Source organism: Comamonas sp. GCA5, assembly GCF_036541385.1.
Classification (GTDB): Bacteria; Pseudomonadota; Gammaproteobacteria; order Burkholderiales; family Burkholderiaceae_C; genus Comamonas; species Comamonas aquatica.
Genome location: NZ_JAZHFR010000007.1, coordinates 1 through 23,212 on the forward strand (window position 1 = coordinate 1; position 23,212 = coordinate 23,212).

General features: G+C 62.7%; 17 protein-coding genes, 7 tRNA genes and 1 pseudogene. 7 read left to right on the plus strand and 18 right to left on the minus strand.

The window, feature by feature from the left end; all coding sequences use genetic code 11:
* A partial coding sequence (locus SJH88_RS02850) for a transposase (protein WP_274753556.1) occupies positions 1-435 on the minus strand: 435 nt, incomplete at its 3' end.
* A 649-nt stretch (positions 436-1,084) separates the two neighbouring features.
* Here SJH88_RS02850 and SJH88_RS02855 point away from each other — a divergent pair.
* Positions 1,085-1,414: a hypothetical protein gene (locus SJH88_RS02855; protein ID WP_274753557.1), complete on the plus strand. Its 330-nt coding sequence runs from the start codon at positions 1,085-1,087 to the stop codon at positions 1,412-1,414.
* A 159-nt stretch (positions 1,415-1,573) separates the two neighbouring features.
* Here SJH88_RS02855 and SJH88_RS02860 read toward each other — a convergent pair.
* From SJH88_RS02860 to SJH88_RS02920, 13 genes are all read right to left on the minus strand, one after another.
* Positions 1,574-1,663 (minus strand) — tRNA-Leu (locus SJH88_RS02860).
* 94 nt (positions 1,664-1,757) lie between these two features.
* Positions 1,758-1,833, minus strand: a tRNA-Gly gene (locus SJH88_RS02865).
* 4 nt (positions 1,834-1,837) lie between these two features.
* A tRNA-Cys gene (locus SJH88_RS02870) sits at positions 1,838-1,911 on the minus strand.
* Between the two features lie 31 nt (positions 1,912-1,942).
* A tRNA-Gly gene (locus tag SJH88_RS02875) sits at positions 1,943-2,018 on the minus strand.
* A gap of 33 nt (positions 2,019-2,051) precedes the next feature.
* Positions 2,052-2,127: transfer RNA gene (locus SJH88_RS02880), tRNA-Gly, on the minus strand.
* Positions 2,128-2,160: 33 nt separating this feature from the next.
* Positions 2,161-2,236 (minus strand) — tRNA-Gly (locus SJH88_RS02885).
* Positions 2,237-2,344: 108 nt separating this feature from the next.
* Positions 2,345-4,792 carry an endopeptidase La gene (lon, locus tag SJH88_RS02890; protein WP_154163379.1) on the minus strand — a complete coding sequence of 816 codons (2,448 nt, stop codon included), beginning with the start codon at positions 4,790-4,792 and terminating at the stop codon, positions 2,345-2,347.
* Between the two features lie 132 nt (positions 4,793-4,924).
* A complete protein-coding gene (gene clpX, locus SJH88_RS02895; protein ID WP_043384832.1) occupies positions 4,925-6,187 on the minus strand; it encodes an ATP-dependent Clp protease ATP-binding subunit ClpX in 1,263 nt (420 codons plus the stop codon).
* Positions 6,188-6,291: 104 nt separating this feature from the next.
* The gene (gene clpP, locus SJH88_RS02900) at positions 6,292-6,900 is read right to left on the minus strand and encodes an ATP-dependent Clp endopeptidase proteolytic subunit ClpP (protein WP_045267034.1); all 609 of its coding nucleotides are present in this window, start codon (positions 6,898-6,900) and stop codon (positions 6,292-6,294) included.
* A gap of 143 nt (positions 6,901-7,043) precedes the next feature.
* Complete coding sequence (tig, locus tag SJH88_RS02905; protein WP_043384835.1) at positions 7,044-8,354, minus strand: trigger factor; 1,311 nt, start codon at positions 8,352-8,354, stop codon at positions 7,044-7,046.
* An 86-nt stretch (positions 8,355-8,440) separates the two neighbouring features.
* Positions 8,441-8,527, minus strand: a tRNA-Leu gene (locus tag SJH88_RS02910).
* A gap of 96 nt (positions 8,528-8,623) precedes the next feature.
* Positions 8,624-11,815 carry an efflux RND transporter permease subunit gene (locus SJH88_RS02915; protein WP_274753558.1) on the minus strand — a complete coding sequence of 1,064 codons (3,192 nt, stop codon included), beginning with the start codon at positions 11,813-11,815 and terminating at the stop codon, positions 8,624-8,626.
* A 14-nt stretch (positions 11,816-11,829) separates the two neighbouring features.
* Entirely contained in the window at positions 11,830-12,942 is a 1,113-nt protein-coding gene (locus SJH88_RS02920; protein ID WP_042416032.1) for an efflux RND transporter periplasmic adaptor subunit, read from the minus strand.
* 80 nt (positions 12,943-13,022) lie between these two features.
* On the opposite strand from SJH88_RS02920, the gene hpnC reads away from it, so the two are divergent.
* Positions 13,023-13,889 (plus strand): squalene synthase HpnC, encoded by an 867-nt coding sequence (gene hpnC, locus SJH88_RS02925; RefSeq protein WP_274753559.1) that lies wholly within the window; start codon positions 13,023-13,025, stop codon positions 13,887-13,889.
* A gap of 63 nt (positions 13,890-13,952) precedes the next feature.
* On the opposite strand, the gene SJH88_RS02930 is transcribed toward hpnC, so the two are convergent.
* Positions 13,953-15,674, minus strand: coding sequence for a methyl-accepting chemotaxis protein (locus SJH88_RS02930; RefSeq protein WP_274753560.1), 1,722 nt, complete (start codon positions 15,672-15,674; stop codon positions 13,953-13,955).
* A gap of 149 nt (positions 15,675-15,823) precedes the next feature.
* Here SJH88_RS02930 and hpnD point away from each other — a divergent pair, with 149 nt between their 5' ends.
* Together hpnD and hpnE are read left to right on the plus strand one after the other, a co-directional pair.
* Entirely contained in the window at positions 15,824-16,663 is an 840-nt protein-coding gene (hpnD, locus tag SJH88_RS02935) for a presqualene diphosphate synthase HpnD (RefSeq protein WP_045267959.1), read from the plus strand.
* Between the two features lie 5 nt (positions 16,664-16,668).
* Complete coding sequence (gene hpnE, locus SJH88_RS02940; RefSeq protein ID WP_274753561.1) at positions 16,669-17,991, plus strand: hydroxysqualene dehydroxylase HpnE; 1,323 nt, start codon at positions 16,669-16,671, stop codon at positions 17,989-17,991.
* 90 nt (positions 17,992-18,081) lie between these two features.
* On the opposite strand, the pseudogene SJH88_RS02945 reads toward hpnE, so the two are convergent.
* The 3 genes and pseudogenes from SJH88_RS02945 to SJH88_RS02955 form a co-directional block, all read right to left on the minus strand.
* Positions 18,082-18,293: pseudogene (locus tag SJH88_RS02945) on the minus strand (DUF2788 domain-containing protein).
* A 19-nt stretch (positions 18,294-18,312) separates the two neighbouring features.
* Positions 18,313-19,158: a DUF2189 domain-containing protein gene (locus SJH88_RS02950; protein ID WP_274753562.1), complete on the minus strand. Its 846-nt coding sequence runs from the start codon at positions 19,156-19,158 to the stop codon at positions 18,313-18,315.
* A gap of 35 nt (positions 19,159-19,193) precedes the next feature.
* A complete protein-coding gene (locus SJH88_RS02955; protein ID WP_274753563.1) occupies positions 19,194-19,892 on the minus strand; it encodes an HAD family hydrolase in 699 nt (232 codons plus the stop codon).
* A 79-nt stretch (positions 19,893-19,971) separates the two neighbouring features.
* On the opposite strand from SJH88_RS02955, the gene hemH reads away from it, so the two are divergent.
* The 3 genes from hemH (at position 19,972) to SJH88_RS02970 (ending at position 23,182) form a co-directional block, all read left to right on the plus strand.
* Positions 19,972-21,039, plus strand: a complete 1,068-nt coding sequence (gene hemH, locus SJH88_RS02960) for a ferrochelatase (RefSeq protein WP_274753564.1) — start codon at positions 19,972-19,974, stop codon at positions 21,037-21,039.
* Positions 21,040-21,119: 80 nt separating this feature from the next.
* Positions 21,120-21,638, plus strand: coding sequence for a nucleoside deaminase (locus SJH88_RS02965; RefSeq protein ID WP_274753565.1), 519 nt, complete (start codon positions 21,120-21,122; stop codon positions 21,636-21,638).
* A gap of 305 nt (positions 21,639-21,943) precedes the next feature.
* Positions 21,944-23,182, plus strand: a complete 1,239-nt coding sequence (locus SJH88_RS02970) for an MFS transporter (protein ID WP_274753566.1) — start codon at positions 21,944-21,946, stop codon at positions 23,180-23,182.
* Positions 23,183-23,212: the final 30 nt, after the last annotated feature.

Genomic DNA, 23,212 nt, shown 5'->3' on the forward strand with positions numbered 1-23,212 from the left:
AATCAGACTGGGCGAAACTTCGGTGCCGTACATCTCTTCGAGGTGGGCCTGTATCTCGCGCACCGTCATGCCACGGGCGTACAGCGAGATGATTTTGTCGTCAAAGCCGGCCCAGCGGGTCTGGTGCTTGGGGATGAGCTGAGGCTCGAAGCTGCCATGGCGGTCGCGGGGTACCTCGATGGGCAGTTCGCCGAAATCGCCCTTGAGGGTCTTCTTGCTCTTGCCGTTGCGGGTGTTGCCAACGGGGTTGGACACTGCTTCGTTGCGTTCGTGGCCCAAGTGTTCGGTCAATTCGGCGTCCAGGGCTCGCTCGACCAGTAGCTTGGTCAACTGTTTGAGCAGGCCGTTCTCGCCGATGAGGTCTTCGGGCCTCTTGTAGTTGGCCAGCAGGCCAGACAGCAGTTCTTCGGGTACGTCGTGTTTCTTGGTGTTCATAGTGTTTACGGACAGGCCGGCTTGCGCCGGCTGTTGATTGGCCGTTTACACAAAATTTTGCACACCCTCGGTCGTGGAAGTGAAGGCCATCGATCATGACCCGATCACGCAGCTTGCGATAAAGCACGTCCCGGCTGTCGTCGCTGATTGTGAAATAGTTGTCACGGCCGGCTGCTGCTGCGGCCTGATCCAGCACACGTAGCAGACGCAGGCTACGTGTGGTCAACGGGACCTTGCGAGCACCAATAACCCCCGCGGTCTTGTGCTCGGTCAGCGTGTAAATCTTTCGCTTCAAGTCCACTGTGCTGCGGCTCATACGCAGAATCTCACCGCTGCGCAGGGCTGTGTGCAAAGACACCCACATCGCCCATGCCGTTTCTTGTGTAGGCGCCAGTGGTGCAGTGCCACGCGTCACGCCTGCAGAACGCAGCATCAAGCGGATCTCTGTCCATGCGCTGGTGCGCTTTCGGGCAAATCCCTTCGCCGGCAGCTTGATGGACTTCCACGGGCTTTCTCCGGCCCACTTCCACTCTCGGATAGCAATCGTCCAGATAGGGCGGAAAAGCTGTGCCTCACGCAGCACAGTGTTGGGAAGCACCGTTTTCAAGCGGGTGTCACGCCACTTGGCCAAGTCGGCTCCGCTGATTTCATGGAACGTTTTGCCTGTGAGCCAGGGGAAATCACGCACCAAAGCATCCAAACGCAGGTTATCTGCGCGCTGTCGATCAGCAGGCTTCTTGCTGACTACCTCTTGCCGGTACTTATCGATCGCTTCTTCCAAAGTGCGCTTGGGATATTGGCCGCGTGCACCTGCCAGGATGGCGGCTTCTTCGGCCACAGCCCAGGCCTGTGCTTCTGCCTTGGTAGGCCGCACGGCGGACTTGCGCACACCCTCGCGCACAACCTCTGCGCGCCAACCAGTCTTGAGCTTTCTGTAGTAGGCCACGGCCCCTCCCCTCTCCAAGAGCATCGTGCGTAATGCGATGCGTAAAACCTGCGTAACGATTGGGTAATTTACGCCGTTTTTAGGTGCTGTTCGGTACGAACAGAGAGGACAGTTTGGGCAAGAAAAAAGCCCGCTTTCAGAGGAGAAAGCGGGCTTGAGTGCTGTTCAGGCTTTTTCAGCCTTGATTGTTCGTGGTGCCCCGGGCCGGAATCGAACCGGCACGCCGTTTTAATAGGCGGCGGATTTTAAGTCCGATGTGTCTACCAATTTCACCACCGGGGCACTGTTGCAAGCCCGCGAGCATAACCGATCTTCTAGCCATGCTTCGGACTGCGCACACATGAAAAAAGGGAAGCTGTTGCTTCCCTTTTTGAATTGGAGCGGGAAATCGGGTTCGAACCGACGACCTATACCTTGGCAAGGTATCGCTCTACCAACTGAGCTATTCCCGCATTTTGGAGGCGCGATCCGGAGTCGAACCGGACTAGACGGATTTGCAATCCGTTGCATAACCGCTTTGCTATCGCGCCTGACCTGGAAGCTTGTTAGAGCCACCTGAACTGGAGCGGGAAATCGGGTTCGAACCGACGACCTATACCTTGGCAAGGTATCGCTCTACCAACTGAGCTATTCCCGCAAATCTTTCAATTACTTGAAAGAGCCAAAAAACTGGAGCGGGAAATCGGGTTCGAACCGACGACCTATACCTTGGCAAGGTATCGCTCTACCAACTGAGCTATTCCCGCGAATCTTTCAATTGCTTGAAAGAGACAAAAACCTGGAGCGGGAAATCGGGTTCGAACCGACGACCTATACCTTGGCAAGGTATCGCTCTACCAACTGAGCTATTCCCGCTTATCAACGAAGCCCTAAATTCTACAACAGAATCTCAAGCACCGATGCGATGGAATGAATTGTAGCGCAATTTTTTGACACTCCAGAAAACAGCGCTACAAAATTTCATCAATGCTTCACCGCTCGCGTCTTCTTGGCCGCAGGCTTGCGCACCACAGACTTGGTGGCAGCCACGCCAGCCGGCGGGACAGCTGCTACGTCCTCATCCAATGCGACGGGCATGCGCTCCAGGGCAACCCTGAGCACCTCATCGATCCAGCGCACAGGAATGATTTCCAGCTCGGTCTTGACGTTCGCAGGTATCTCTTGCAGGTCTTTCACGTTCTCCTGGGGGATGAGGACCGTTTTGATGCCACCGCGCAATGCGGCCAGCAGCTTTTCCTTCAAGCCGCCAATCGCGGTCACTTCCCCTCGCAAAGTGATTTCACCGGTCATTGCCACATCGGCCCGCACCGGAATGCCCGTCAATGCCGACACGAAGGCAGTCGTCATGGCAGCACCTGCGCTGGGACCATCCTTGGGGGTTGCGCCATCGGGCACATGCACATGGATGTCGCGCTTTTCAAAAGCAGCGTCTTCAATCCCTAGCATGCGGGCACGGCTGCGCACCACGGTTCGTGCAGCCTCGACCGACTCTTTCATGACATCGCCCAGCGAGCCCGTACGCAGGATGTTGCCTTTCCCCGGCATGGTAGCCGCCTCAATGGTCAGCAAATCACCCCCCACTTCGGTCCAGGCCAGCCCCACCACCTGCCCCACTTGATTGAGCTGCTCGGCACGTCCGTAGGTGAATTTGTGGACACCCAAATAGTCATCAAGATTTGCCGCCTTGACAATCACCTTGGGCTTGAGCTGCTTCAGCTGCAAGCCCTTGACGACCTTACGGCAGATTTTCGACAGCTCGCGTTCCAAAGAGCGTACCCCCGCTTCACGCGTGTAGTAGCGAACGATGTCACGGATGGCATCGTCCTTGACCTCGAGCTCACCTTCTTTCAGGCCATTGTTGGAGATCTGCTTGGGCAGGAGGTACCGCTTGGCAATATTGAGCTTTTCGTCTTCCGTGTAGCCAGACAGACGAATCACTTCCATGCGATCCAGCAGCGCTGGAGGAATATTCATGGAATTGGACGTTGCCACGAACATCACGTCGCTCAGGTCGAAATTGACCTCCACGTAGTGATCACCAAAGGCATTGTTTTGCTCCGGGTCCAACACCTCCAGCAAAGCGCTGGAGGGGTCCCCGCGGAAGTCCATGCCCAGCTTGTCGATCTCGTCGAGCAGGAACAGCGGATTGCGCGTTCCGACCTTCTCCAAGCTTTGCAAGACCTTGCCGGGCATCGCACCGATGTAGGTCCGGCGGTGCCCACGAATTTCCGCCTCGTCGCGCATGCCGCCCAGGGCCATACGGACATACTTGCGCCCCGTCGCCTTGGCGATCGACTGCCCCAGCGAGGTCTTGCCCACCCCGGGTGGCCCGACCAGGCACAAAATGGGCGCTTTGACCTTGTCCACACGCTGCTGCACGGCAAGATATTCCAGAATGCGATCCTTGACCTTTTCCAGGCCAAAGTGGTCAGCGTTCAGCACCTCTTCAGCATTCGCCAGATCATGCTTGATCTTGGTTTTTTTCGACCAAGGCAAGCCCGTCAACACATCGATGTAGTTGCGCACCACCGTGGCTTCGGCAGACATGGGCGACATCAGCTTGAGCTTCTTGAACTCCGCTTCGGCTTTCTTGCGCGCCTCTGCAGGCATCCTGGCAGCCTTGATCTTCTTCTCGATCTCCTCGAGATCGGCGCCATCCTCGCCCTCCCCCAACTCCTTCTGAATCGCTTTGACCTGCTCGTTCAAATAAAAATCGCGCTGGTTCTTCTCCATCTGGCGCTTTACGCGACCGCGAATCTTCTTATCGACATTCAGGATATCGACTTCGCGCTCCAGTTGCTCGAAGAGATTCTCCAGCCGCTCTTTCACGTTTGCCAGATTCAGAACCAACTGCTTGTGGTCCAGTTTCAAAGGCAAATGCGCCGCAATCGTGTCGGCCAAACGACCCGCATCATCAATCCCGGCAATCGATGTCAGGATTTCAGAGGGAATCTTCTTGTTCAGCTTGACGTACTGATCGAACTGCTGCGACACCGCGCGGCGCAACGCCTCCACTTCACTCGCATCCGCCACAGGCTCGCCAGCATCCATGGGCACACAAGCAGCCACAAAATGCGTCTCCTGATCCTGCACATCCAACAACTTGGCGCGCTGCTGCCCCTCCACCAGCACCTTGACCGTGCCGTCGGGCAGCTTGAGCATTTGCAAAATGGTTGAAATGCTTCCGACCTCGAACAGATCGGAGACTGCGGGCTCATCCTTGGACGCTGTTTTCTGCGCCACCAGCATGATGCGACGATCCGCCTCCATGGCCAGCTCCAGAGCTTTGATGCTCTTGGCACGACCCACAAACAGCGGAATCACCATATGCGGGAACACCACCACATCGCGCAAAGGCAACAGTGGCAGTTGCGCACGCTCGGTGACTGACAACTCCGTTGATCCAGACATGGAACTCCTTACTCGCCAGCGCCGCATTGCGGACGCTGACTAATCAATTGCACTGCTGCAGGCAGCTTGCACCTGCCAGCTTGAGCCACGGCACGAACACCCGTACGCACCAGTAGCTCTATCCGATTTCACTCAAGCTTTCTTCGCGGCTTCTCGGTACACCAGCAAAGGCGTCTTGCCTTCAGCGATGGTGGACTCCTCCACCACCACCTTCTCTACATTTTCAAGATTCGGCAACTCGAACATGGTGCTCAGCAAGGACTGCTCAAGGATGGAGCGCAATCCACGTGCGCCGGTCTTGCGGGCGATCGCCTTGCGCGCAATCGCACCGAGCGCGGCAGGACGCACCTCCAGCTCCACACCCTCCATGGCCAGCAGCTTGCTGAATTGCTTGACCAGCGCATTCTTGGGCTCGGTCAAGATGCGCACCAAAGCTTCTTCGTTCAATTCGGTCAGCGCCGTCACAACCGGCATACGCCCCACGAGCTCAGGGATGATGCCGAACTTGATCAAGTCTTCCGGCTCAATCTCGCGGAACAGCTCGGTCAACGAACGATTGGCCTTGCTGCGCACGGCGGCGCCGAAACCGATCCCCGATGCCTCCGTCCGGTTTTCAATCACTTTCTCCAGGCCTTGGAACGCACCGCCGCAAATGAACAGGATGTTGGTGGTATCAACCTGCAAAAAGTCTTGGTTGGGGTGCTTGCGCCCGCCTTGGGGGGGGACACTGGCCATGGTGCCCTCGATCAGCTTCAGCAATGCTTGCTGTACGCCTTCACCCGACACATCCCGAGTGATGCTGGGGTTGTCGGACTTGCGTGAGATCTTGTCGATTTCATCGATGTAGACGATGCCGCGCTGGGCACGCTCAATGTTGTAGTCGCAGCTTTGCAGCAGCTTCTGAACGATGTTTTCAACGTCCTCACCCACATAGCCCGCCTCGGTCAAGGTCGTTGCATCGGCCATGACGAAAGGCACATCCAACTGCCGCGCCAAGGTTTGCGCGAGCAAGGTCTTGCCCGAACCCGTGGGCCCGATCAGCAAAATATTGCTTTTCGACAACTCCACATCGTCCTTGCCAGCCTTGTCCTTGTGGTTCAGACGCTTGTAGTGGTTATAGACCGCCACCGCCAACGTGCGCTTGGCCTGCTCCTGGTCGATCACATAGTTGTCGAGATTGGCCTTGATTTCTGCAGGCGTAGGCAGATCTCCACGCGCTTCGCGTGGGCTATTGCCCGGCACTTCATCCCGGATGATTTCATTGCACAAATCAATGCATTCATCGCAGATGAAGACGGACGGACCAGCAATCAGCTTTTTGACCTCGTGCTGGCTCTTGCCGCAGAAGGTGCAATAGAGGTTCTTTTCGCTGGATGTGCCTTTTTTCTCGGCCATGGGGGCTACGCCTTGTTTACGTCAATAGAGAGAGGATGATAGCAATGAAAAAACGGCGCTATCCGAAGGGGAAAGCGCCGCCTGCTGCCTAGCAGCGCCGTGTGTTACACGCGCTTTTCGATCACGTTGTCGACCAAGCCATAGTCTTTGGCTTCGTGCGCAGACAGGAAGTAGTCACGTTCGGTGTCGTGCTGGATTTTTTCCAGCGGCTGGCCAGTCTGCTCGGCCAAGAGTTTGTTCAGACGCTCGCGTGTCTTCAGAATTTCGCGGGCATGGATCTCGATTTCCGTTGCCTGACCCTGGGCACCGCCCAACGGCTGGTGGATCATGACTTGCGAGTTGGGCAAGGCAAATCGCTTGCCCTTGGCGCCTGCAGACAGCAAGAAAGCCCCCATGCTGGCAGCCATACCGCAGCACAGCGTGGACACATCGGGCTTGATGAAGTTCATGGTGTCAAAAATCGCCATGCCTGCACTGACCGAACCCCCGGGGCTGTTAATGTAGAAGGAAATATCCTTGTCAGGATTCTCGCTCTCCAGGAACAGCAACTGCGCCACCACCAGATTGGCCGTCTGGTCATTCACCGGACCCACCAAAAAAATCACGCGCTCTTTGAGCAAGCGGGAATAGATGTCATAGGACCGCTCACCACGGCCTGACTGCTCAATCACCATGGGCACCATACCCAAACCTTGCATATCCAATGCGCTCATGTTTTCTCCATACGATGGAACAGAACAAATACTGTAACCAAGAAATGAAATGGGGCCTGCACTCGAAAGCACAAGCCCCGGAATCAGAACTTTTTAGGCCACACCCACCTTCTCAAGGCAGATGTGGCAGCAAGCCAGCTTGATTACGCTTGACCCATCAGTTCTTCAAACGACACAGCCTTGTCGCTGACCTTGGCCTTGCCCAGCACAAATTCGGTCACGTTGTTTTCAATCACAACAGCTTCCACTTCCGCCAGACGTTGGCGATCACCGAAGTACCAACGCACCACCTCTTCAGGCTTCTCATAGGAAGCAGCCAGCTCGTCCACGTGGGCCTTCAGTTGCTCAGGAGTGGCTTCCAGCTTGTTGGTCTTGACCAGTTCAGCGACCACCAAGCCCAGGCGCACACGGCGCTCAGCTTGGGGCAGGAAGATGTCTTCAGGAATTTCCGCCTTGTCCGCATCCTTGATGCCGCGTTGCTTCAGGTCAGCGCGCGCGCCTTCCATCAGACGGGCCACTTCAGCTTGCACAGACGCCTTGGGCAGATCCAGCTCGGCAACCGACACCAGGGCATCCATCACCGCTTGCTTGTTGCGGGCCTGCAGGCGGAACTTCACTTCACGTTCCAGGTTCTTCTTGATGTCTGCGCGCAGAGCTTCCACGCTGCCATCAGCAATGCCCAGCGACTTCACCAGCGCCTCGTTGACTTCGGGCAGGTGTGCAGCTTCCAGCTTGTTCACAGTCACCAGGAAGTCGGCCGTCTTGCCAGCCACATCCTTGCCATGGTAGTCCTCAGGGAAGGCCAGAGGAAAAGTCTTGGACTCGCCCGCCTTCATGCCACGCACAGCGTCTTCAAACTCCTTGAGCATCTGACCTTCGCCCACCAGGAACTGGAAGCCTTCAGCCTTGCCGCCGGCAAATGCTTCGCCATCGATCTTGCCTTCGAAATCCACGGTCACGCGGTCGCCATCCACTGCGGCTTCGTCAGCTGCACGCTGGGCGAAAGTGCGGCGCTGCTTGCGCAGGATGTCCAGGGTCTTCTCGATGGCGGCATCATCCACCTCAGCGGTCAGCTTTTCCACTGCTGCGCCGGCCAAGTCACCGATCTTCACTTCAGGAAACACTTCGAACACGGCTTCGAAATCGGCATGACCTTCGGCAGCGCCTTCCTTTTCGGAAATACGAGGCTGACCTGCCACGCGCAGACCGGTTTCGGCCACAGCCTGGGCAAAAGCTTCGCCCACCTTGTCGTTCAGCACTTCATACTGGACGGAGTAGCCATAACGCTGCGCCACCACATTCATGGGCACCTTGCCAGGACGAAAACCGTCCATCTTCACAGTGCGTGCAACCTTCTTCAGACGCGCTTCAACTTCGGTCTGAATCGCAGCGAGGGGCAGGCTCAGCGTGATTTTGCGCTCAAGCTTCTCGAGAGTTTCAACTGTAACGGCCATGGTGATTCCTAATTCGGGGAAAGTAGTGGACCGAGCCGGCTGCAGTTCACAGCCTGCACCGTATTCCGCATAGTCTCACTGGAATGTGGTGCGCGGGGCGGGACTCGAACCCGCACAGTGTTGCCACCGTCAGGACCTAAACCTGGTGCGTCTACCAATTTCGCCACCCGCGCGGTCTGGATAACAGCGGACCGGCGTACACCGACCCGCGTCATAGGTCAATCGGCGATTTTAACCGCGAAAACTTCGCAGCAGAACGACAGCGCCCATCATTTTTCAGGGAAAAAGTGGACATCCGGGCGTTTGACGCGGAACCACGCCGCATACATTGCCGGCAAGGCGAACAGCGTCAAGACCGTCGCCACGATCAAACCGCCCATGATGGCCACCGCCATCGGGCCCCAGAACACGCTGCGCGACAGCGGGATCATGGCCAGGACCGCAGCGGCGGCCGTCAGCACGATGGGGCGCAAGCGCCGTACTGCGGCTTCCACGATGGCATCCCAGGCCGGTACGCCCCGCTCGCGGTCCGATTCAATCTGATCGATCAGGATGACCGAATTGCGCTGAATCATCCCCATCAGGGCGATCACCCCCAGCAAGGCCACGAAGCCAAACGGGCGGTTCAGCAGCAGCAAGGCGGCCGCCACGCCCGCAATCCCCAGCGGGCCGGTCATGAACACCAGCAAGGCACGGCTGAAGCTGTGCAATTGCAGCATCAGCAAGGTGAACACCAGGAACAGCATGACAGGAATGCCGGCTGCAATCGAGGAAGCGCCCTTGGCACTTTCCTCCACCGCACCAGCCACGACGATGCGGTAGTCCCCCCAGCCTTCCGCAGTCCACTGCACCTGCAAACGGTCCAGCTGCGGCTTCAGCGCCTGTGTCAGCGTCGCGCCCTGCAGCCCCTCGCGGACATCACCCTGCACTGTGATGGCATAGCTGCGCGCATCCCGCCACAACACCCCCGGCTCCCAGGCAAACACCGGCTGGGCAATCTGCAGCAAAGGGATCGACTTGCCCGATGCCGTGGGCACATAGGCCGCGGCCAGGTCCGACAGCGCATCGCGCTCTTCGATCGGCTGGCGCAAGACGATGTTGATGAGCTTGTCGCCCTCTCGATACTGGCCGATCGTGGTGCCCGAGAACATGGTCTGCATGGCCTGGGCAATCGACTGGCTGCTGACACCCAAGGCACGCGCCTTGTCCTGGTCGATCTCGAGGCGCATGGCCTTGACCGACTCGTTCCAGTTGTCGTTGACCCCACGCAGATCGGGGTGCTGCTGCATCACGGACTTCACCCGGTCGGCCAGCACACGCAGCTGCTGCGCATCCGGCCCCACCACCCGGAACTGCACGGGATAGGGCACGGGCGGCCCACTGGGGAGCAGCTTGGCGCGGGACCGCACCTCGGGAAACGCCTGCGCCAGCCCTGCCGGCAAAGCCTGCATCAAACGGTTGCGCGCCGCCAGGTCATCCATCATCACGATGAATTGCGAGACATTGGTTTGCGGGAACACCTGGTCCAGCGGCAGATAGAAACGCGGCACGCCCGAGCCCACCCACACCGTCACGCTCTGCACCCCGGTCTGTGCCCGCAGGAAGGTCTCCATGCGCTGGGCCACCTGCTCGTTGCCGGCAAACGAAGTCCCCTCGGGGAACCAGGCGTCCACCAGGATCTCCGGCCGGTTGGAATCCGGAAAGAACTGTTGCTGCACCCGCGTCATGCCGAACAGCCCCAGGCCAAACACCGCCGCTGTGACCGCGATCGTCAGCCAGCGGTGCGCGACACACCATGTCACCGCCGCGCGAAACCACCCATAGAAGGCACTGTCGAACACCTCGTGCGGATCCTGGGCAAATCCGGCCTGCACCGTCCGCTGCGGCTCCTTGAGGAACAGACTGCCCAGGTAGGGCACGAAATACACCGAGGCCACCCAGCTGATCACCAGCGCGATCACGGTGACCGCAAAGATGGCAAAGGTGTACTCCCCGGTCATGGACTGGGCCATGCCGATCGGCAGGAAGCCGGCCGCCGTGATCAGGGTCCCGGTCAGCATCGGCTTGGCGGTGATGTCATACGCGAAGGTGGCCGAGCGCAGCTTGTCGTAGCCCTCTTCCAGCTTGCGCACCATCATCTCGACCGCAATGATGGCGTCGTCCACCAGCAAGCCCAGGGCGATGATCAGCGAGCCCAGGGACACCTTGTGCAAGCCGATCTTCCAGTACCACATGGCCAGAAAGGTCGCTGCCAGCACCAGGGGAATGGTGACCGCCACCACCAGCCCCGGCCTTGGATCGATGTACCAGCGTCGCCACCACACGGTGGCCTCCGCACGTTTGTGCAGCCCCAGGCTGACAAAGCTCACCGCCAGCACCACCACCACCGCCTCGACCAGCACCTTGATGAACTCGTTGACCGATTCGGTCACTGCCCTCGGCTGGTCCTGGATGTTGACCAGCTCCACCCCGACCGGCAGCTTGGGACCGATCTGCGCCACAGCCTGACGCAGGGCGTGGCCCAGGCCAACAATGTCTCCGCCCTTGGTCATCGAAATGCCCAGGGCGATCACTTCGCGCCCTTCATGACGCACCTTGACACTGGGTGGGTCCTCGTAGCCGCGCGTCACACTGGCAATGTCGCCCAGCTTCAGCAGTACACCGGACGGCGCACGCACCGGCATGGACCGCACCTGCTCCAGCGCATCAAACTGACCGGCCACGCGGATCTGCACCTGTTCCTGCGGCAGTTGCAGCACGCCGGAACCCTCGATGGCGTTTTGCTGGTTCAACTGCCCCACCACCTGGTTGACGTCCAGCCCCATGGGCGCCAGGCGCTTCTGGGACAGCTCGACGAAGATGCGTTCGTTCTGCACGCCGAACAGCTCGACCTTGGCCACATCCTTGACCCGCAGCAGTTGCTGGCGTACGTCGTCGGCAAAGGTCTTCAGTTCGGCGTAGCTGTAGCCTTCGCCCGACAGGCCATAGATCACCCCGTAGACATCCCCGAACTCGTCGTTGAAGAACGGCCCCTGCACCCCCTGCGGCAGGGTGTAGCGCATGTCACCAATCTTCTTGCGCACGGTGTACCAGAGGTTGGCCACATCCTGGGGGCGCGAATTGTCCCGCAGCTGGAAGATGACCTGGGACTCCCCAGGCTTGGAGTAGCTGCTGATCTTGTCGGCGTAGGGCACCTCCTGCAGGGTGCGCTCGATCTTGTCGGTCAGCTGCTCCGCCACCTGCTGGGCCGATGCCCCCGGCCAGTAGGTGCGCACCACCATCGCACGGAAGGTGAACGGCGGGTCCTCATCCTGCCCCAGCTGGAAATAGGCGGCCCCCCCCAACAGCAGGATCACCACCATCAGGTAGCGCGTCAACGGGATGTGCTGCAGCGCCCAGCGCGACAGATTGAAGCCCGGCTTGTCCGGCGTCGGTTGCGGCGCTTGGTCTCGGTCACTCATGCTTGGCTCCAGGCTCAGTGCGCAGCTTCAGGGTGGCGTGGCTGATAGACGCTGACCTTCTGGCCCTGCGTCAACACGTGGGTGCCCGTCACCACCACCTGCATGCCCGGCTCCAGGCCCGAGGCAATCACCACCTCGCTGCCCTCGACGCTGCCCACCTCCACACGCTGCGCTTGCACGGTGGCACTGGCAGGATCGAAGCGCCAGACCATGGACGCACCCTGCTGCTGCCACAACGCCGTGGTCGGCAGCTTCAAGGCGGCCTGGGCTGCTGCCGCCCCGGAATCCATGGACACATAAGCCGTCGCGCCCAGGTCCGGCTGGGGCTGGCCTTGCAGGCCCACCTTCACGCTGTAGGTGCGCGTGACCGGGTCGGCGCTGGCGGCCATCTCGCGCACCGTGGCTGACAGTCTCTCGGCCGTGGACCAGATGCGCACCTGCACCGCCTGTCCGACGGCGATCTGACCGCGCGCACCTTCGGGCACGGCGATCACCGCATCGCGCGGCCCATCGTGGGCCAGTTGCAGCACCGCGGTGCCCGCGGACACCACCTGCCCCGGCTCGGCACTCACCGCCGTGATCACCCCGGCGGCCGGCGCCAGCAACCGGGCATAGCTGCTCTGGTTGCTCTGGGCCGCAGCCTGGGCCTGGGCCTGTTCCAGCTGCGCCTGGGCCGATTGCAGGCTGGCGCGGCGGCGGTCCAGTTCCACCCCGCTGATGAAACCCTTCTCCTTCAGGGCCGAGAAGCGCTGCCAGTCCGCCTGCGCCAGGTCCCGCTGCGTCCGTGCGGCGGCCACCTGGGCCTGCGCGGCCTGGGCGGCCAGCGCATAGTCCTGGCCGTCGATTTCGGCCAGCACCTGCCCCTGGCGCACCACATCGCCCACATTCACGGCACGCCGCACCAGCTTGCCGGCCACCTGAAAGCCCAGGCGCGATTCGGTCTGTGCCCGCACATCCCCGGCATATTCCACCCGGGTCTGCAGTGGACTGGCCCCCACCTCCAGCAACTTCACCGCACGCACCGGCTCGGGCGCCGGCGCCTGGCGCGAACAGGCCGACAAGGTCAACGCCACCAGCGCGACAACGCAAAGGCCCAGGCTGGGCCGCAACCGAAGAGTAGAAACCATGGAGGGGGAAAGATAAGTTACTGACTGACTGGTTAGCAATCTAGGAGAGCCCCCGCAACCTGTCAAGCGACAATCACGGCGTGAACACGCCCGCCCCCTCCTCCAGCCCGCAAGCCGCCCCGGTCACGCACTACGAGAACTTCCCCGTCGCGTCCTGGCTGTGCCCGGCCCCGCTGCGCCAGCCGATTGCCGCGATCTATGCGTTTGCGCGTGCAGCCGACGATCTGGCCGACGAAGGCACGGCCACGCCCGCCCAGCGTTTGCAGCAACTGCAGGCCTACCGCAGCGAACTGCACGCCACGGCCGGCGGCCAGCCACCGGCGCCGCACTGGGCGCACATTTTTGCGCCGCTGCAACACCAGCTGCAGCAGCGGCAACTGCCCGTCGGGCTGCTGGACGACCTGCTCAGCGCCTTCATCCAGGACATCGAGAAGACGCGCGATGGCGCCACCTATGCCGACCGGGAGGCACTGCTGGACTATTGCCGCCGTTCGGCCAATCCGGTGGGCCGCCTGCTGCTGCACCTGTATGGCGTGCACGATGCGCAGGCCCTGGCGCACAGCGACGCCATCTGCACGGCGCTGCAGCTGATCAACTTCTGGCAGGACCTGAGCGAAGACATTCCGCGCCAGCGGCACTACCTGACCGATGCTGACTGCCAACGCTGGGCCGTCACCCGGCAGGAACTGGCACGGCAACAGGTCACCCCGGCCATACAGAAACTCATAGCTGACAACGCAGCATGGGCAAGGGCCAGCATGCAAAAAGGCTTGCCACTTGTGCACCGCCTGCCCGGGCGCATCGGCTGGGAGCTGCGCCTGGTGGTGCAAGGCGGTTTGCGCGTGCTGGACCGGGTGGAAGCACAACAGGGCGCCAGCCTGCACACGCGCCGCACCCTGAGCAAGGCCGACCTGCCGCGCATGCTCTGGCGTGCGCTGTGGATGTGATCGCACGCCCCATGCAAAAGGCCGGTGCATGCACCAGCCTGGAACTTCAGAGGGCTCGTGGCTTTACGCGGCTTCGTTCGCCGATTCGGCCGGCGCCAGCGCAGGCGACGCCAGCGTGCGCTGCCCCTGGTACACCGCAGGCTTGGCCTTGGCCGTGGATGCGCCGGGGCGGCTGTAGCTGCTGATGTACGGCGTGCCCGTGGTGGCGCCAGCTTCCAGCACAAACTGGGCCGACATTTCCGCCATCTGGCGCGCCTGTTCCTGCAGCGCGCTCGAGGCGGCCGAGGTTTCCTCCACCAGGGCCGCGTTCTGCTGGGTCACGTCGTCCAGGTTCGAGACCGCATCGTTGATCTGCGCCAGGCCCTTGGACTGCTCGCGGCTGGCATCGGCAATCTCGTGCACGATGCTGGACACGCGCGCAATGCTCTGCACGATGTCCTCCATGGTCTTGCCGGTGCGGTGCACCTGGTCGCTGCCCAGGCGCACGCGGTTGACCGAGTCGTTGATCAGCACCTTGATTTCCTTGGCCGCCTCGGCCGAACGGCCCGCCAGCGAACGCACCTCGCTGGCCACTACGGCAAAGCCACGGCCTTGTTCACCGGCGCGCGCGGCTTCCACGGCGGCATTCAGCGCCAGGATGTTGGTCTGGAAGGCAATGCTGTCGATGACCCCGATGATGGCCTCGATCTTCTTGGCCGAGGTGTTGATGTCCTCCATGGTCGCCACCACCTGCGACACCATCTCGCCACCACGCTGCGCCACCTTGGTGGCCCCCGAGGCCAGCTCGCTGGCGCGCAAGGCGCTGTCGGCGTTTTGCTGCACCGTGCTCGACAACTCCTCGGTGGCCGAGGCCGTCTGCTGCAGCGAGGCCGCCTGCTGCTCGGTGCGCATCGACAAATCGCCCGTGCCCGCCGCCACCTGGGTCGAGGCGCCGGCAATCGCATCGGCACCGCTGCGCACCTTGTAGATGATGTCGTGCAGGTGCGTGCGCATGTCTTCCATCTGCACCAGCAGTTCGGTGATTTCATCCTTGCCGCTGACCGGCACGCGCTGGGAGATGTCGCCCGCCGCAATCACCTGGGCGGTGTGGTGTGCGGACTTGAAGCCGTGGCTCATGCGGCGCAGCAGCGACACCGACAGCAGCGTGGCCGGCAGACCGCCCAGCAGCACGCACAGCACGAACACCAGGATGCTGAAGTGGTAGCGCTCGGACGCCGCCTGGTAGGCCACGTCCGCCTGCGTGATCTGCAGGCCCTTGAAGGCGCCGACCAGGGCCACCAGCATGTCACCCTCCTCGCGCCCCAGGGTCAGGAAGCGCGACATCTGCTCGCTGCTGAAGTCGCCGTTCTCCATGCTGCGCACAATCTCGCCCAGCTTGGCGTTCCAGGCGTTCTGCGCACGGATGGCCTCCGCGAACATTTCCTTTTCCATGGGCTCGGTGACGATCTTGGCCAGTTGCTGCTGCCACTCCACGCCCTTGTCGAGGTTGTGCCGGATCAGCTCCAAGTGGCTGGACGTGGGGTGGTCGTGCAGGGCCGACAGGGGGTTGTCGGGGGCGTGCTGGAACGACAGCAGGGTCTGCATGCGCATCTGCGACACGCTTTCGTTGATCGAGTCGGCCAGCAAGATGCGCTGCAGCGACTCGTCGTGCAAGGAACGCAGGCTATCCCGAGAGCTCATCAAGCCATACCAACTCATGCCGATGACCACCGCCATCGATGCGAAGTAACCGAAAAAGACCAGCATGTACCGCTGTGTCAGACGCAGGGAATTGAAGCTCGGCATCTCGTATGCTTGTATCAAATTGCAACCCTATGATCTTAGGGGCTTGCCCGAAAAATAAGCACACCCTTCCATTGATGCAGATCAAGCCGCGCACTAATCCAGTACACAGCGCTGCGGCCCTGCCCAAGCATGTGACAATCGCCCGCCATATGAATCCGGAAACCTACGTCCAAGAAAAAGCTGCCGCATCGGGCAGCAGCTTTTATTACGCCTTCCTCTTTCTGCCAGCCAACCGCCGGGCCGCGATCACCGCGTTCTATGCGTTCTGCCGCGAAGTGGACGATGTCGTGGACGAGGTGCAGGACGTGGGCGTGGCCGCCCAGAAGCTGGCCTGGTGGCAGCAGGAAGTCGCCCAGGCCTTTGGCGGCCAGCCCAGCCACCCGGTGACGCAGGCCCTGATGCCGCACGTGGCCGAGTTCGGGATCGAGCAGCGCCACCTGCAGGCGGTGATCGAGGGCTGCCAGATGGACCTGGAGCAGACCCGCTACCTCGACTTTGCCGGCCTGCAGCGCTATTGCCACCTGGTCGCCGGCGTCGTCGGCGAAGTGGCGGCCCGCATCTTCGGCCAGACCGACCCGGCCACCACCGCCTACGCCCACAAGCTGGGCCTGGCCTTCCAGCTCACCAACATCATCCGCGACGTGGGCGAAGACGCCATGCGCGGGCGCATCTACCTGCCCATCAGCGAGCTGCAGCAGTTCGACGTCAAGGCCCACGAGATCACCAAGCGCGAATACTCGGACCGCTTCACGGCCCTGATGCGCTTCCAGGCGCAACGCGCCCACCAGCTCTACGACGAAGCCCTGGCGCTGCTGCCGGCGGCCGACCGCCGCACCCAGAAGCCCGGCCTGATGATGGCCAGCATCTACCGCACGCTGCTGCGCGAGATTGAAGCCGGCCAGTTCCAGGTGCTGCACCAGCGCATCGCCCTGACGCCGCTGCGCAAGCTGTGGCTGGCGTGGAAGATGCAGGCCCTGGGCCGCATGTAAGGGCCATGCCCCAGCCGCAGCGCATCGCCATCGTGGGCGGCGGCTGGGCCGGCATGGCCGCCGCCGTCGCCCTGCAGCAGCAGGGCCACCAGGTGCAGGTCTGGGAAGCCAGCCGCCAGTGGGGCGGCCGTGCGCGCGCCCTGGACATTCCCGCACCCGACGGTGGCCACTGGACGGTCGACAACGGCCAGCACATCCTGATCGGTGCCTACCAGGCCTGCCTGCAACTGCTGCGCACCGTCGGCGTGGAAGCCGCAGCCCTGCAGCGCCTGCCGCTGGATCTGCGCTACGCCGATGGCCAGGGGCTGCACCTGCCCGACTGGGCCCCGCCCTGGGACGCAGCCTGGGGCATTGCCCGCGCCCGCGGCTGGCACTGGCGCGAGAAGCTGGCCCTGCTGCGCACGGCCCAACGCTGGCAGCGCCAGCAGTTCCAGTGCCCGGCCAGCGCCAGCGTGGCCGACCTGTGCCAGGGCCTGCCGGCGCGCCTGCTGCAAGACTTTGTCGATCCCCTGTGCATTTCGGCCTTGAACCTGCCGGCCAGCGCCGCCAGCGGGCAGATCTTCTTGCGGGTGCTGCAGGATGGACTGTTCAGCGGACGAGGCGGCTCCAACCTGCTGATTCCGCGCACCAACCTGTCCACCCTGTTCCCGGCCACGGCCGCCGCCTGGCTGCGCCAGCGCGGTGCCCGGCTGCGCCTGGGCGAGCGCGTGCAGGCCCTCACCCCCCCGACAGACCATGGCGCTGCCTGGCAGGTGGATGGCGAAAGCATGGATGCCGTGGTGCTGGCCACGCCCTGCGCCGAGGCGGCACGCCTGGTGCAGGCCCTGCAGGGGGTGCCCGCACCGCTGTCCGGGCGGACCACCGCCTGGGCCAACTGCGCTCAGGCGCTGCCGCACACGGCGATCGCCACGGTCTATGCCCACACGGCGCAGGGCCCTGGCCTGCCGGCGCCCATGGTGGCCCTGCGCAGCCATGCGGACGCCCCCGCGCAGTTCGCCTTCGACAAGGGACAGTTGGGGGGCCCGGCCGGCCTGCTGGCCCTGGTGGTCAGCGCCAGCCAGGGCGACAAGGCACTGCTGCAGTCGCAGGTGCTGGCGCAGGCCCGCACGCAGCTGCGCCTGCCCGATCTGCAGCCGCTGAAAACCGTGATCGACAAGCGCGCCACCTTTGCCTGCACGCCCGGCGTGCAGCGCCCCGCTGCCGACATCCTGCCGGGGCTGTGGGCCTGCGGCGACTATGTGCAAGGCCCCTACCCCGCGACGCTGGAAGGCGCGGTGCGCAGCGGACTGCAGGCGGCTGCAGCAGTGAACAACTTTCTAAAAACATAGCTGACAGCGCGCAAAGACAAAGCACTTCAGGCCTTTTTTGGCCCAAAGTGCTTGCATCGCATGCGCTGACAGCTATGGTTTAAGAAGCGATCACTTTTCCAGGTACCACTGGATCACGACCTTCGCCAGAAAACCGATGAAGCCCACGGCCAGGCCCAGAAACAGCACAAAGGTGCCGAACTTGCCCGCCTTGGACTGCCAGGCCAGGTGACCAATGATGAACAGCATGAAGAGGATGAAGGCCCCCACGCCGTAGGTCAGGAAAATTCCGAAATTTGTTGTTCTGTAAAACCGAAGATCACAACACAGGTCCTAGAAACCTCACCGCCCTGGCACGCCGTGCGCCGCCTCCCGCAGCGCAAAGTCGGAGGCATCCACCAGATCGCGGTAGGCATGCCAGCTTGCATGGCCCAGCATGGGCATCACAAACACCAACCCCAGCAGCAGCGACGCCAGGCCCAGCAAGGTAAACATCAAAATCAACCCCGCCCACACGGCCATGGGAATGGGGTTTTGCAAAATCACCAACCAGCTAGTGAGCACCGCCTGCGGCAAAGAAACCTTGCGATCCAGCAACAAAGGCATAGAAACCACGCTGGAAGCGAAGATGGGTGCCGCCAGCAGGCTGCCCAGCGCCAGCCACAGATGGAACAGACTGCCATCCGCCGCCAGCACCACGTGCTGCATGAAGTCCAGCGGTGTGGCGATGCGCACGGGGGACATCAGCGTGATCAGCGAGGCAGACACCAGCACCCAGCCCGTGGCCGAGATGGACAGCAAGACGCCGAACTGCACCAGGCACCAGTAGTCGTTGCCGAGCTTGCTGTGCCCCTGTTGCCAATGGGACCAAGTATGCCGCACCAGGCGCCAGCCCACCGGCTCGCCACGCTCCAGGGCACGGCTGATGGCGTACAGGCTGGTGGCCACCACCGGCCCCATGACCAGAAAACCCGACAAGGCGCCGGCCATCAGCCAGAAGCGGTCATGCCCGATCCACAGGATCAACAGGCCGAAAAGCGTCAGGCACAGGCCATGCGCCAAGCTCAGTGCCGGGGCACGGCACATGTCCTTCCAGCCCAGGGCCAGCCAGCCCAGGGGCTGCACCAGGCCAACGGACAGGGGGACGGGCAGATCCATGCTGGGGTTGCGCGACAAAGTGCTGGGCATACGCTGGCTCCTGCGCCCCGCTGGGGGCAAAACCCTCAGGCAGCCAGCATGTCACACAGCGCTTGCAAGCTGGCCACCGTGGTGGGTGGGTGCTCTTTCTCTACCGGCCAATCTAAGCCGCTGCGGTTCAGCCAAACAGCGTGCATACCCGCATCCCGGGCTGCCACGGCATCCAGTTTGGCGTCGTCTCCTACATGCAGCACGGCCGAAGGCGGCACATCGACGGCCGCCGCCGCCAGGTGAAAGATGCGCGCATCGGGCTTGGCAAAGCCGGTGCGCATGACGTTGAAGCTGTCGCGAAAGAAGCGGCCGATCCCGATGTGGTGGATGTCGGCATTGCCATTCGTCACGGCCACCACGGGCCAGCGCCGGGCCAGGAACTCCAGTGCCGGCAAGGCGTCGTCAAACAGCTGCACGCGCTGGCGTTCGGCAAAAAACAGATCAAACGCGGGGGTCGCCAAATCCTCATCGTCGCCGGCCTGGCGCAGCGCCAGCCGGATGGACTCGCGGCGCATGGCACTCAGGTCATGGCGCAGGTCGGGGCGCTCCTGCTCCACGCGTTCGCGGATGGCACGCAGGGCTTTGGGGGTGTCAAACAGTTGTGCGGTCTTGGCTGCACGCTCTTTCAACCATAGCAGCAGCACTTCTTCAGCGCGGTGGATGGTGGGCCAGATCGGCCACAGCGTGTCGTCCAGATCCAGGGTGATGGCGTGGATTTGCGATGGGTCAAGCATGGGCCGAGGTTACTGCAAGCCGCCACACGCAACAGCCCCCGCGGTGCGGAGCCCACCCGGGTTTTGCGACAATCACTGCATGCTCTCACGCTTTGCCCCCGAACCCCAGCTCCCTTCCGGCCAGCCTGAACGCACGGGCGTGCTGCTGTGTAACCTTGGCACCCCCGATGCCGCCACCGCCCCGGCGGTGCGCCGCTACTTGGCGCAATTCCTCAGCGATGACCGCGTGGTGGAAATCCCCAAGCTGCTGTGGTGGCCCATCCTGCACGGCATCATCCTGCGATTGCGCCCCAAGGCCTCGGCCGCCAAGTACGCCACCGTCTGGAACCAGGGCGGCGCCACGGGCTCGCCGCTGCTGTACTTCACCGAGCGCCAGGCCACCCTGCTGCGCGGCTGGCTGGGCGAAGCCGGCGCGAATGTGCTGGTGGCACCGGCCATGCGCTATGGCAATCCGTGCATCCCGGCGCAGCTCGACGCCCTCAAGGCCCAGGGCGCCACCCGCATCCTGATCCTGCCGCTGTACCCCCAGTACTCCGGCACCACCACGGCCAGCGTGTGCGATGCGGTCTACGACTGGGCCAAGACCCAGCGCCACATCCCCGAGCTGCGCTTCGTGCACCGCTACCACGAGCACCCGGGCTACATCGAAGCGCTGGCACAGACCGTGGAGCAGCACTGGCGCGAGAACGGCCGGGCGCAGAAACTGTTCCTGAGCTTCCACGGCGTGCCCGAGCGCACCTGGCAGCTGGGCGACCCCTACCGCGACGAGTGCTATGCCACCGGCCGGCTGCTGGCCGCGCGCCTGGGGCTGGACGACAGCCAGTATGTGCTGACCTTCCAGTCGCGCTTTGGCAAGGCCAAGTGGCTGGAGCCCTACACCGAGCCGACCTTGGTCGAGATGGCCCGCCAGGGCCTGGAGAGCGTGGACATCATGTGCCCCGGCTTCACCAGCGACTGCATCGAGACCCTGGAGGAAATCAACCAGGAAGCGCGCGAAGCCTTTGTGCACGCCGGGGGCAAGGACTACCGCTTCATCCCCTGCCTGAACGACCACGCCACCTGGATGGGTGCGCTGCGCGACGTGGCGCGCCAGCACCTGCAGGGCTGGCCGGTGCAACCGGTGCCCTCCACAGCCCCCCAGGCCTGATGCACCCCAGGCCCCGTGCACGCCAGGGCGGCGGGTGTGCACGCTAATTGCTTGCATGGCGGTACACACTTTCTGTACCCATGACTGCCACACCCCACACCCTGCCCGCCCAGGGCCTTGTCCCGACGCACGAGCAACTGTGCCGCCACCTGCGCCACACCCAGCGGGTGGCCGAACGGGCCATGGCCCTGGGCCACCACCCGTTTGGCGCCATCCTGGTCGGCCCGGACCAGGAGACGGTGTTGATGGAGCAGTGCAACATCGACACCGTCAACCATGCCGAGTCCACCCTGGCGCGCATGGCGGTCACCAACTTCACGCCCGAATTCCTGTGGAGCTGCACGCTCTACACGAACGTCGAACCCTGCTGCATGTGCGCCGGCACGGCCTACTGGGCCAACATCGGCCGCATCGTGTTCGGCATGACCGAGCATGCGCTGCTGCAATGCACCGGCAACCACGGCGAGAACCCGACGATGAGCGTGCCCGCACGCTACATCTTTGACCACTGCCAAAAGCCCGTGGCGCTGATCGGCCCGGTGCCCGAGCTGGCCGCGGAGATCGCCGCCCAGCAGCAGCGCTTCTGGTCCCGCCGCTGACCGCGCACGGTCATCCCGGGCCTGCACCCTGCATGGCACATTCCGACATTTTTTGCAGGGCTGCCGAATTAAGCTGGTGCAGTTGCGGGCCTGTTGCACCGGCGCGGCGCAGGCCAAGCGATTACCCCTAGAATCACGCTCCGAATCCACGGCCTGCACTTTCCTGCAGGCCTTTTGCTGCGCCCCATCCAGCGGCGCCAGCATCTTTCGGTGATTGCTTTTGCCCCCATGGCCTGCGCGCCCTGGGGTTTGGCCTGTTGGGGGCACATGCCCGTGCCCCAGCAAAAAACAGGACAACAACAGCCATGACCTCCCCCTCTTCGACTGCAAGCGGCCAGCCCACGGCCGTCAACAGCTACAGCTGGAAAGCCCTGTGCGGCTCGGCCGTTGGCTACGCCATGGACGGCTTTGACCTGCTGATCCTGGGCTTCATGCTCACAGCGATTTCGGCCGACCTGAACCTCACCCCTGGCCAGGCCGGCTCCCTGGTCACCTGGACCCTGATCGGCGCCGTGTTCGGTGGCATCGTGTTTGGCGCGCTGTCGGACCGCTATGGCCGCATCCGCGTGCTGACCTGGACCATCGTGCTGTTTGCCGTGTTCACCGGGCTGTGCGCCTTCGCCACTGGCTATTGGGACCTGCTGGTCTACCGCACCATCGCCGGCATCGGCCTGGGTGGTGAATTCGGCATCGGCATGGCCCTGGCGGCCGAGGCCTGGCCGGCCCGCCACCGTGCGCGCGTGTCGTCCTATGTGGCCCTGGGCTGGCAGGTGGGCGTGCTGGGCGCCGCCTTGCTGACCCCGCTGCTGCTGCCGCTGATCGGCTGGCGCGGCATGTTCCTGGTCGGCGTGATTCCCGCGCTGGTGGCCTGGTTCATCCGCCACAAGATCCACGAACCCGAAGTCTTTGTGCGCAAGCCCACCGCCCCGCAAGCCTCGCGCTTCGAAGCCTTCCGCCTGCTGGTCAAGGACAAGGCCACCGCCAAGGTCAGCCTGGGCGTGATCGTGCTGACCTCGGTACAGAACTTTGGCTACTACGGCATCATGATCTGGATGCCCAGCTTCCTGTCCAAGCAGCTGGGCTTCAGCCTGACCAAGTCCTCGATGTGGACGGCCGTCACCATCGTCGGGATGATGGCCGGCATCTGGATTTTTGGCCAGCTGGCCGACCGCATCGGCCGCAAGCCCAGCTTCCTGCTGTTCCAGCTGGGCGCCGTCATCATGGTGCTGACCTATGCGCAGCTGTCCGACCCCATCGCCATGCTCTGGGCCGGGGCTGTGCTCGGCATGTTCGTGAACGGCATGATGGGCGGCTATGGGGCCGTGATGAGCGAGGCCTACCCCACCGAGGCCCGCGCCACAGCACAGAACGTGCTGTTCAACATCGGCCGCGGCGTTGGCGGTCTGGGGCCGGTGGTGGTGGGGGCGGTGGCCATGGGCTACGGCTTCCAGATGGCGATCGCCTTGCTGGCCGCCATCTATGTGATCGACATGATTGCCACGGCACTGCTGATCCCCGAGCTCAAGGGCAAGGAACTGCACTAAGCCCAGCAATGCCCCACCTGCGGCACCACC

Coding starts and splice junctions, on each gene's coding strand:
- SJH88_RS02855 (WP_274753557.1), top strand. CDS start 1,085: ATGGAACGTTTTGCCTGTGAGCCAGGGGAAATCACGCACCAAAGCATC.
- lon (WP_154163379.1), bottom strand. CDS start 4,792: ATGTCTGGATCAACGGAGTTGTCAGTCACCGAGCGTGCGCAACTGCCA.
- clpX (WP_043384832.1), bottom strand. CDS start 6,187: ATGGCCGAGAAAAAAGGCACATCCAGCGAAAAGAACCTCTATTGCACC.
- clpP (WP_045267034.1), bottom strand. CDS start 6,900: ATGAGCGCATTGGATATGCAAGGTTTGGGTATGGTGCCCATGGTGATT.
- tig (WP_043384835.1), bottom strand. CDS start 8,354: ATGGCCGTTACAGTTGAAACTCTCGAGAAGCTTGAGCGCAAAATCACG.
- SJH88_RS02915 (WP_274753558.1), bottom strand. CDS start 11,815: ATGAGTGACCGAGACCAAGCGCCGCAACCGACGCCGGACAAGCCGGGC.
- SJH88_RS02920 (WP_042416032.1), bottom strand. CDS start 12,942: ATGGTTTCTACTCTTCGGTTGCGGCCCAGCCTGGGCCTTTGCGTTGTC.
- SJH88_RS02930 (WP_274753560.1), bottom strand. CDS start 15,674: ATGCCGAGCTTCAATTCCCTGCGTCTGACACAGCGGTACATGCTGGTC.
- hpnD (WP_045267959.1), top strand. CDS start 15,824: ATGAATCCGGAAACCTACGTCCAAGAAAAAGCTGCCGCATCGGGCAGC.
- hpnE (WP_274753561.1), top strand. CDS start 16,669: ATGCCCCAGCCGCAGCGCATCGCCATCGTGGGCGGCGGCTGGGCCGGC.
- SJH88_RS02950 (WP_274753562.1), bottom strand. CDS start 19,158: ATGCCCAGCACTTTGTCGCGCAACCCCAGCATGGATCTGCCCGTCCCC.
- SJH88_RS02955 (WP_274753563.1), bottom strand. CDS start 19,892: ATGCTTGACCCATCGCAAATCCACGCCATCACCCTGGATCTGGACGAC.
- hemH (WP_274753564.1), top strand. CDS start 19,972: ATGCTCTCACGCTTTGCCCCCGAACCCCAGCTCCCTTCCGGCCAGCCT.
- SJH88_RS02965 (WP_274753565.1), top strand. CDS start 21,120: ATGACTGCCACACCCCACACCCTGCCCGCCCAGGGCCTTGTCCCGACG.
- SJH88_RS02970 (WP_274753566.1), top strand. CDS start 21,944: ATGACCTCCCCCTCTTCGACTGCAAGCGGCCAGCCCACGGCCGTCAAC.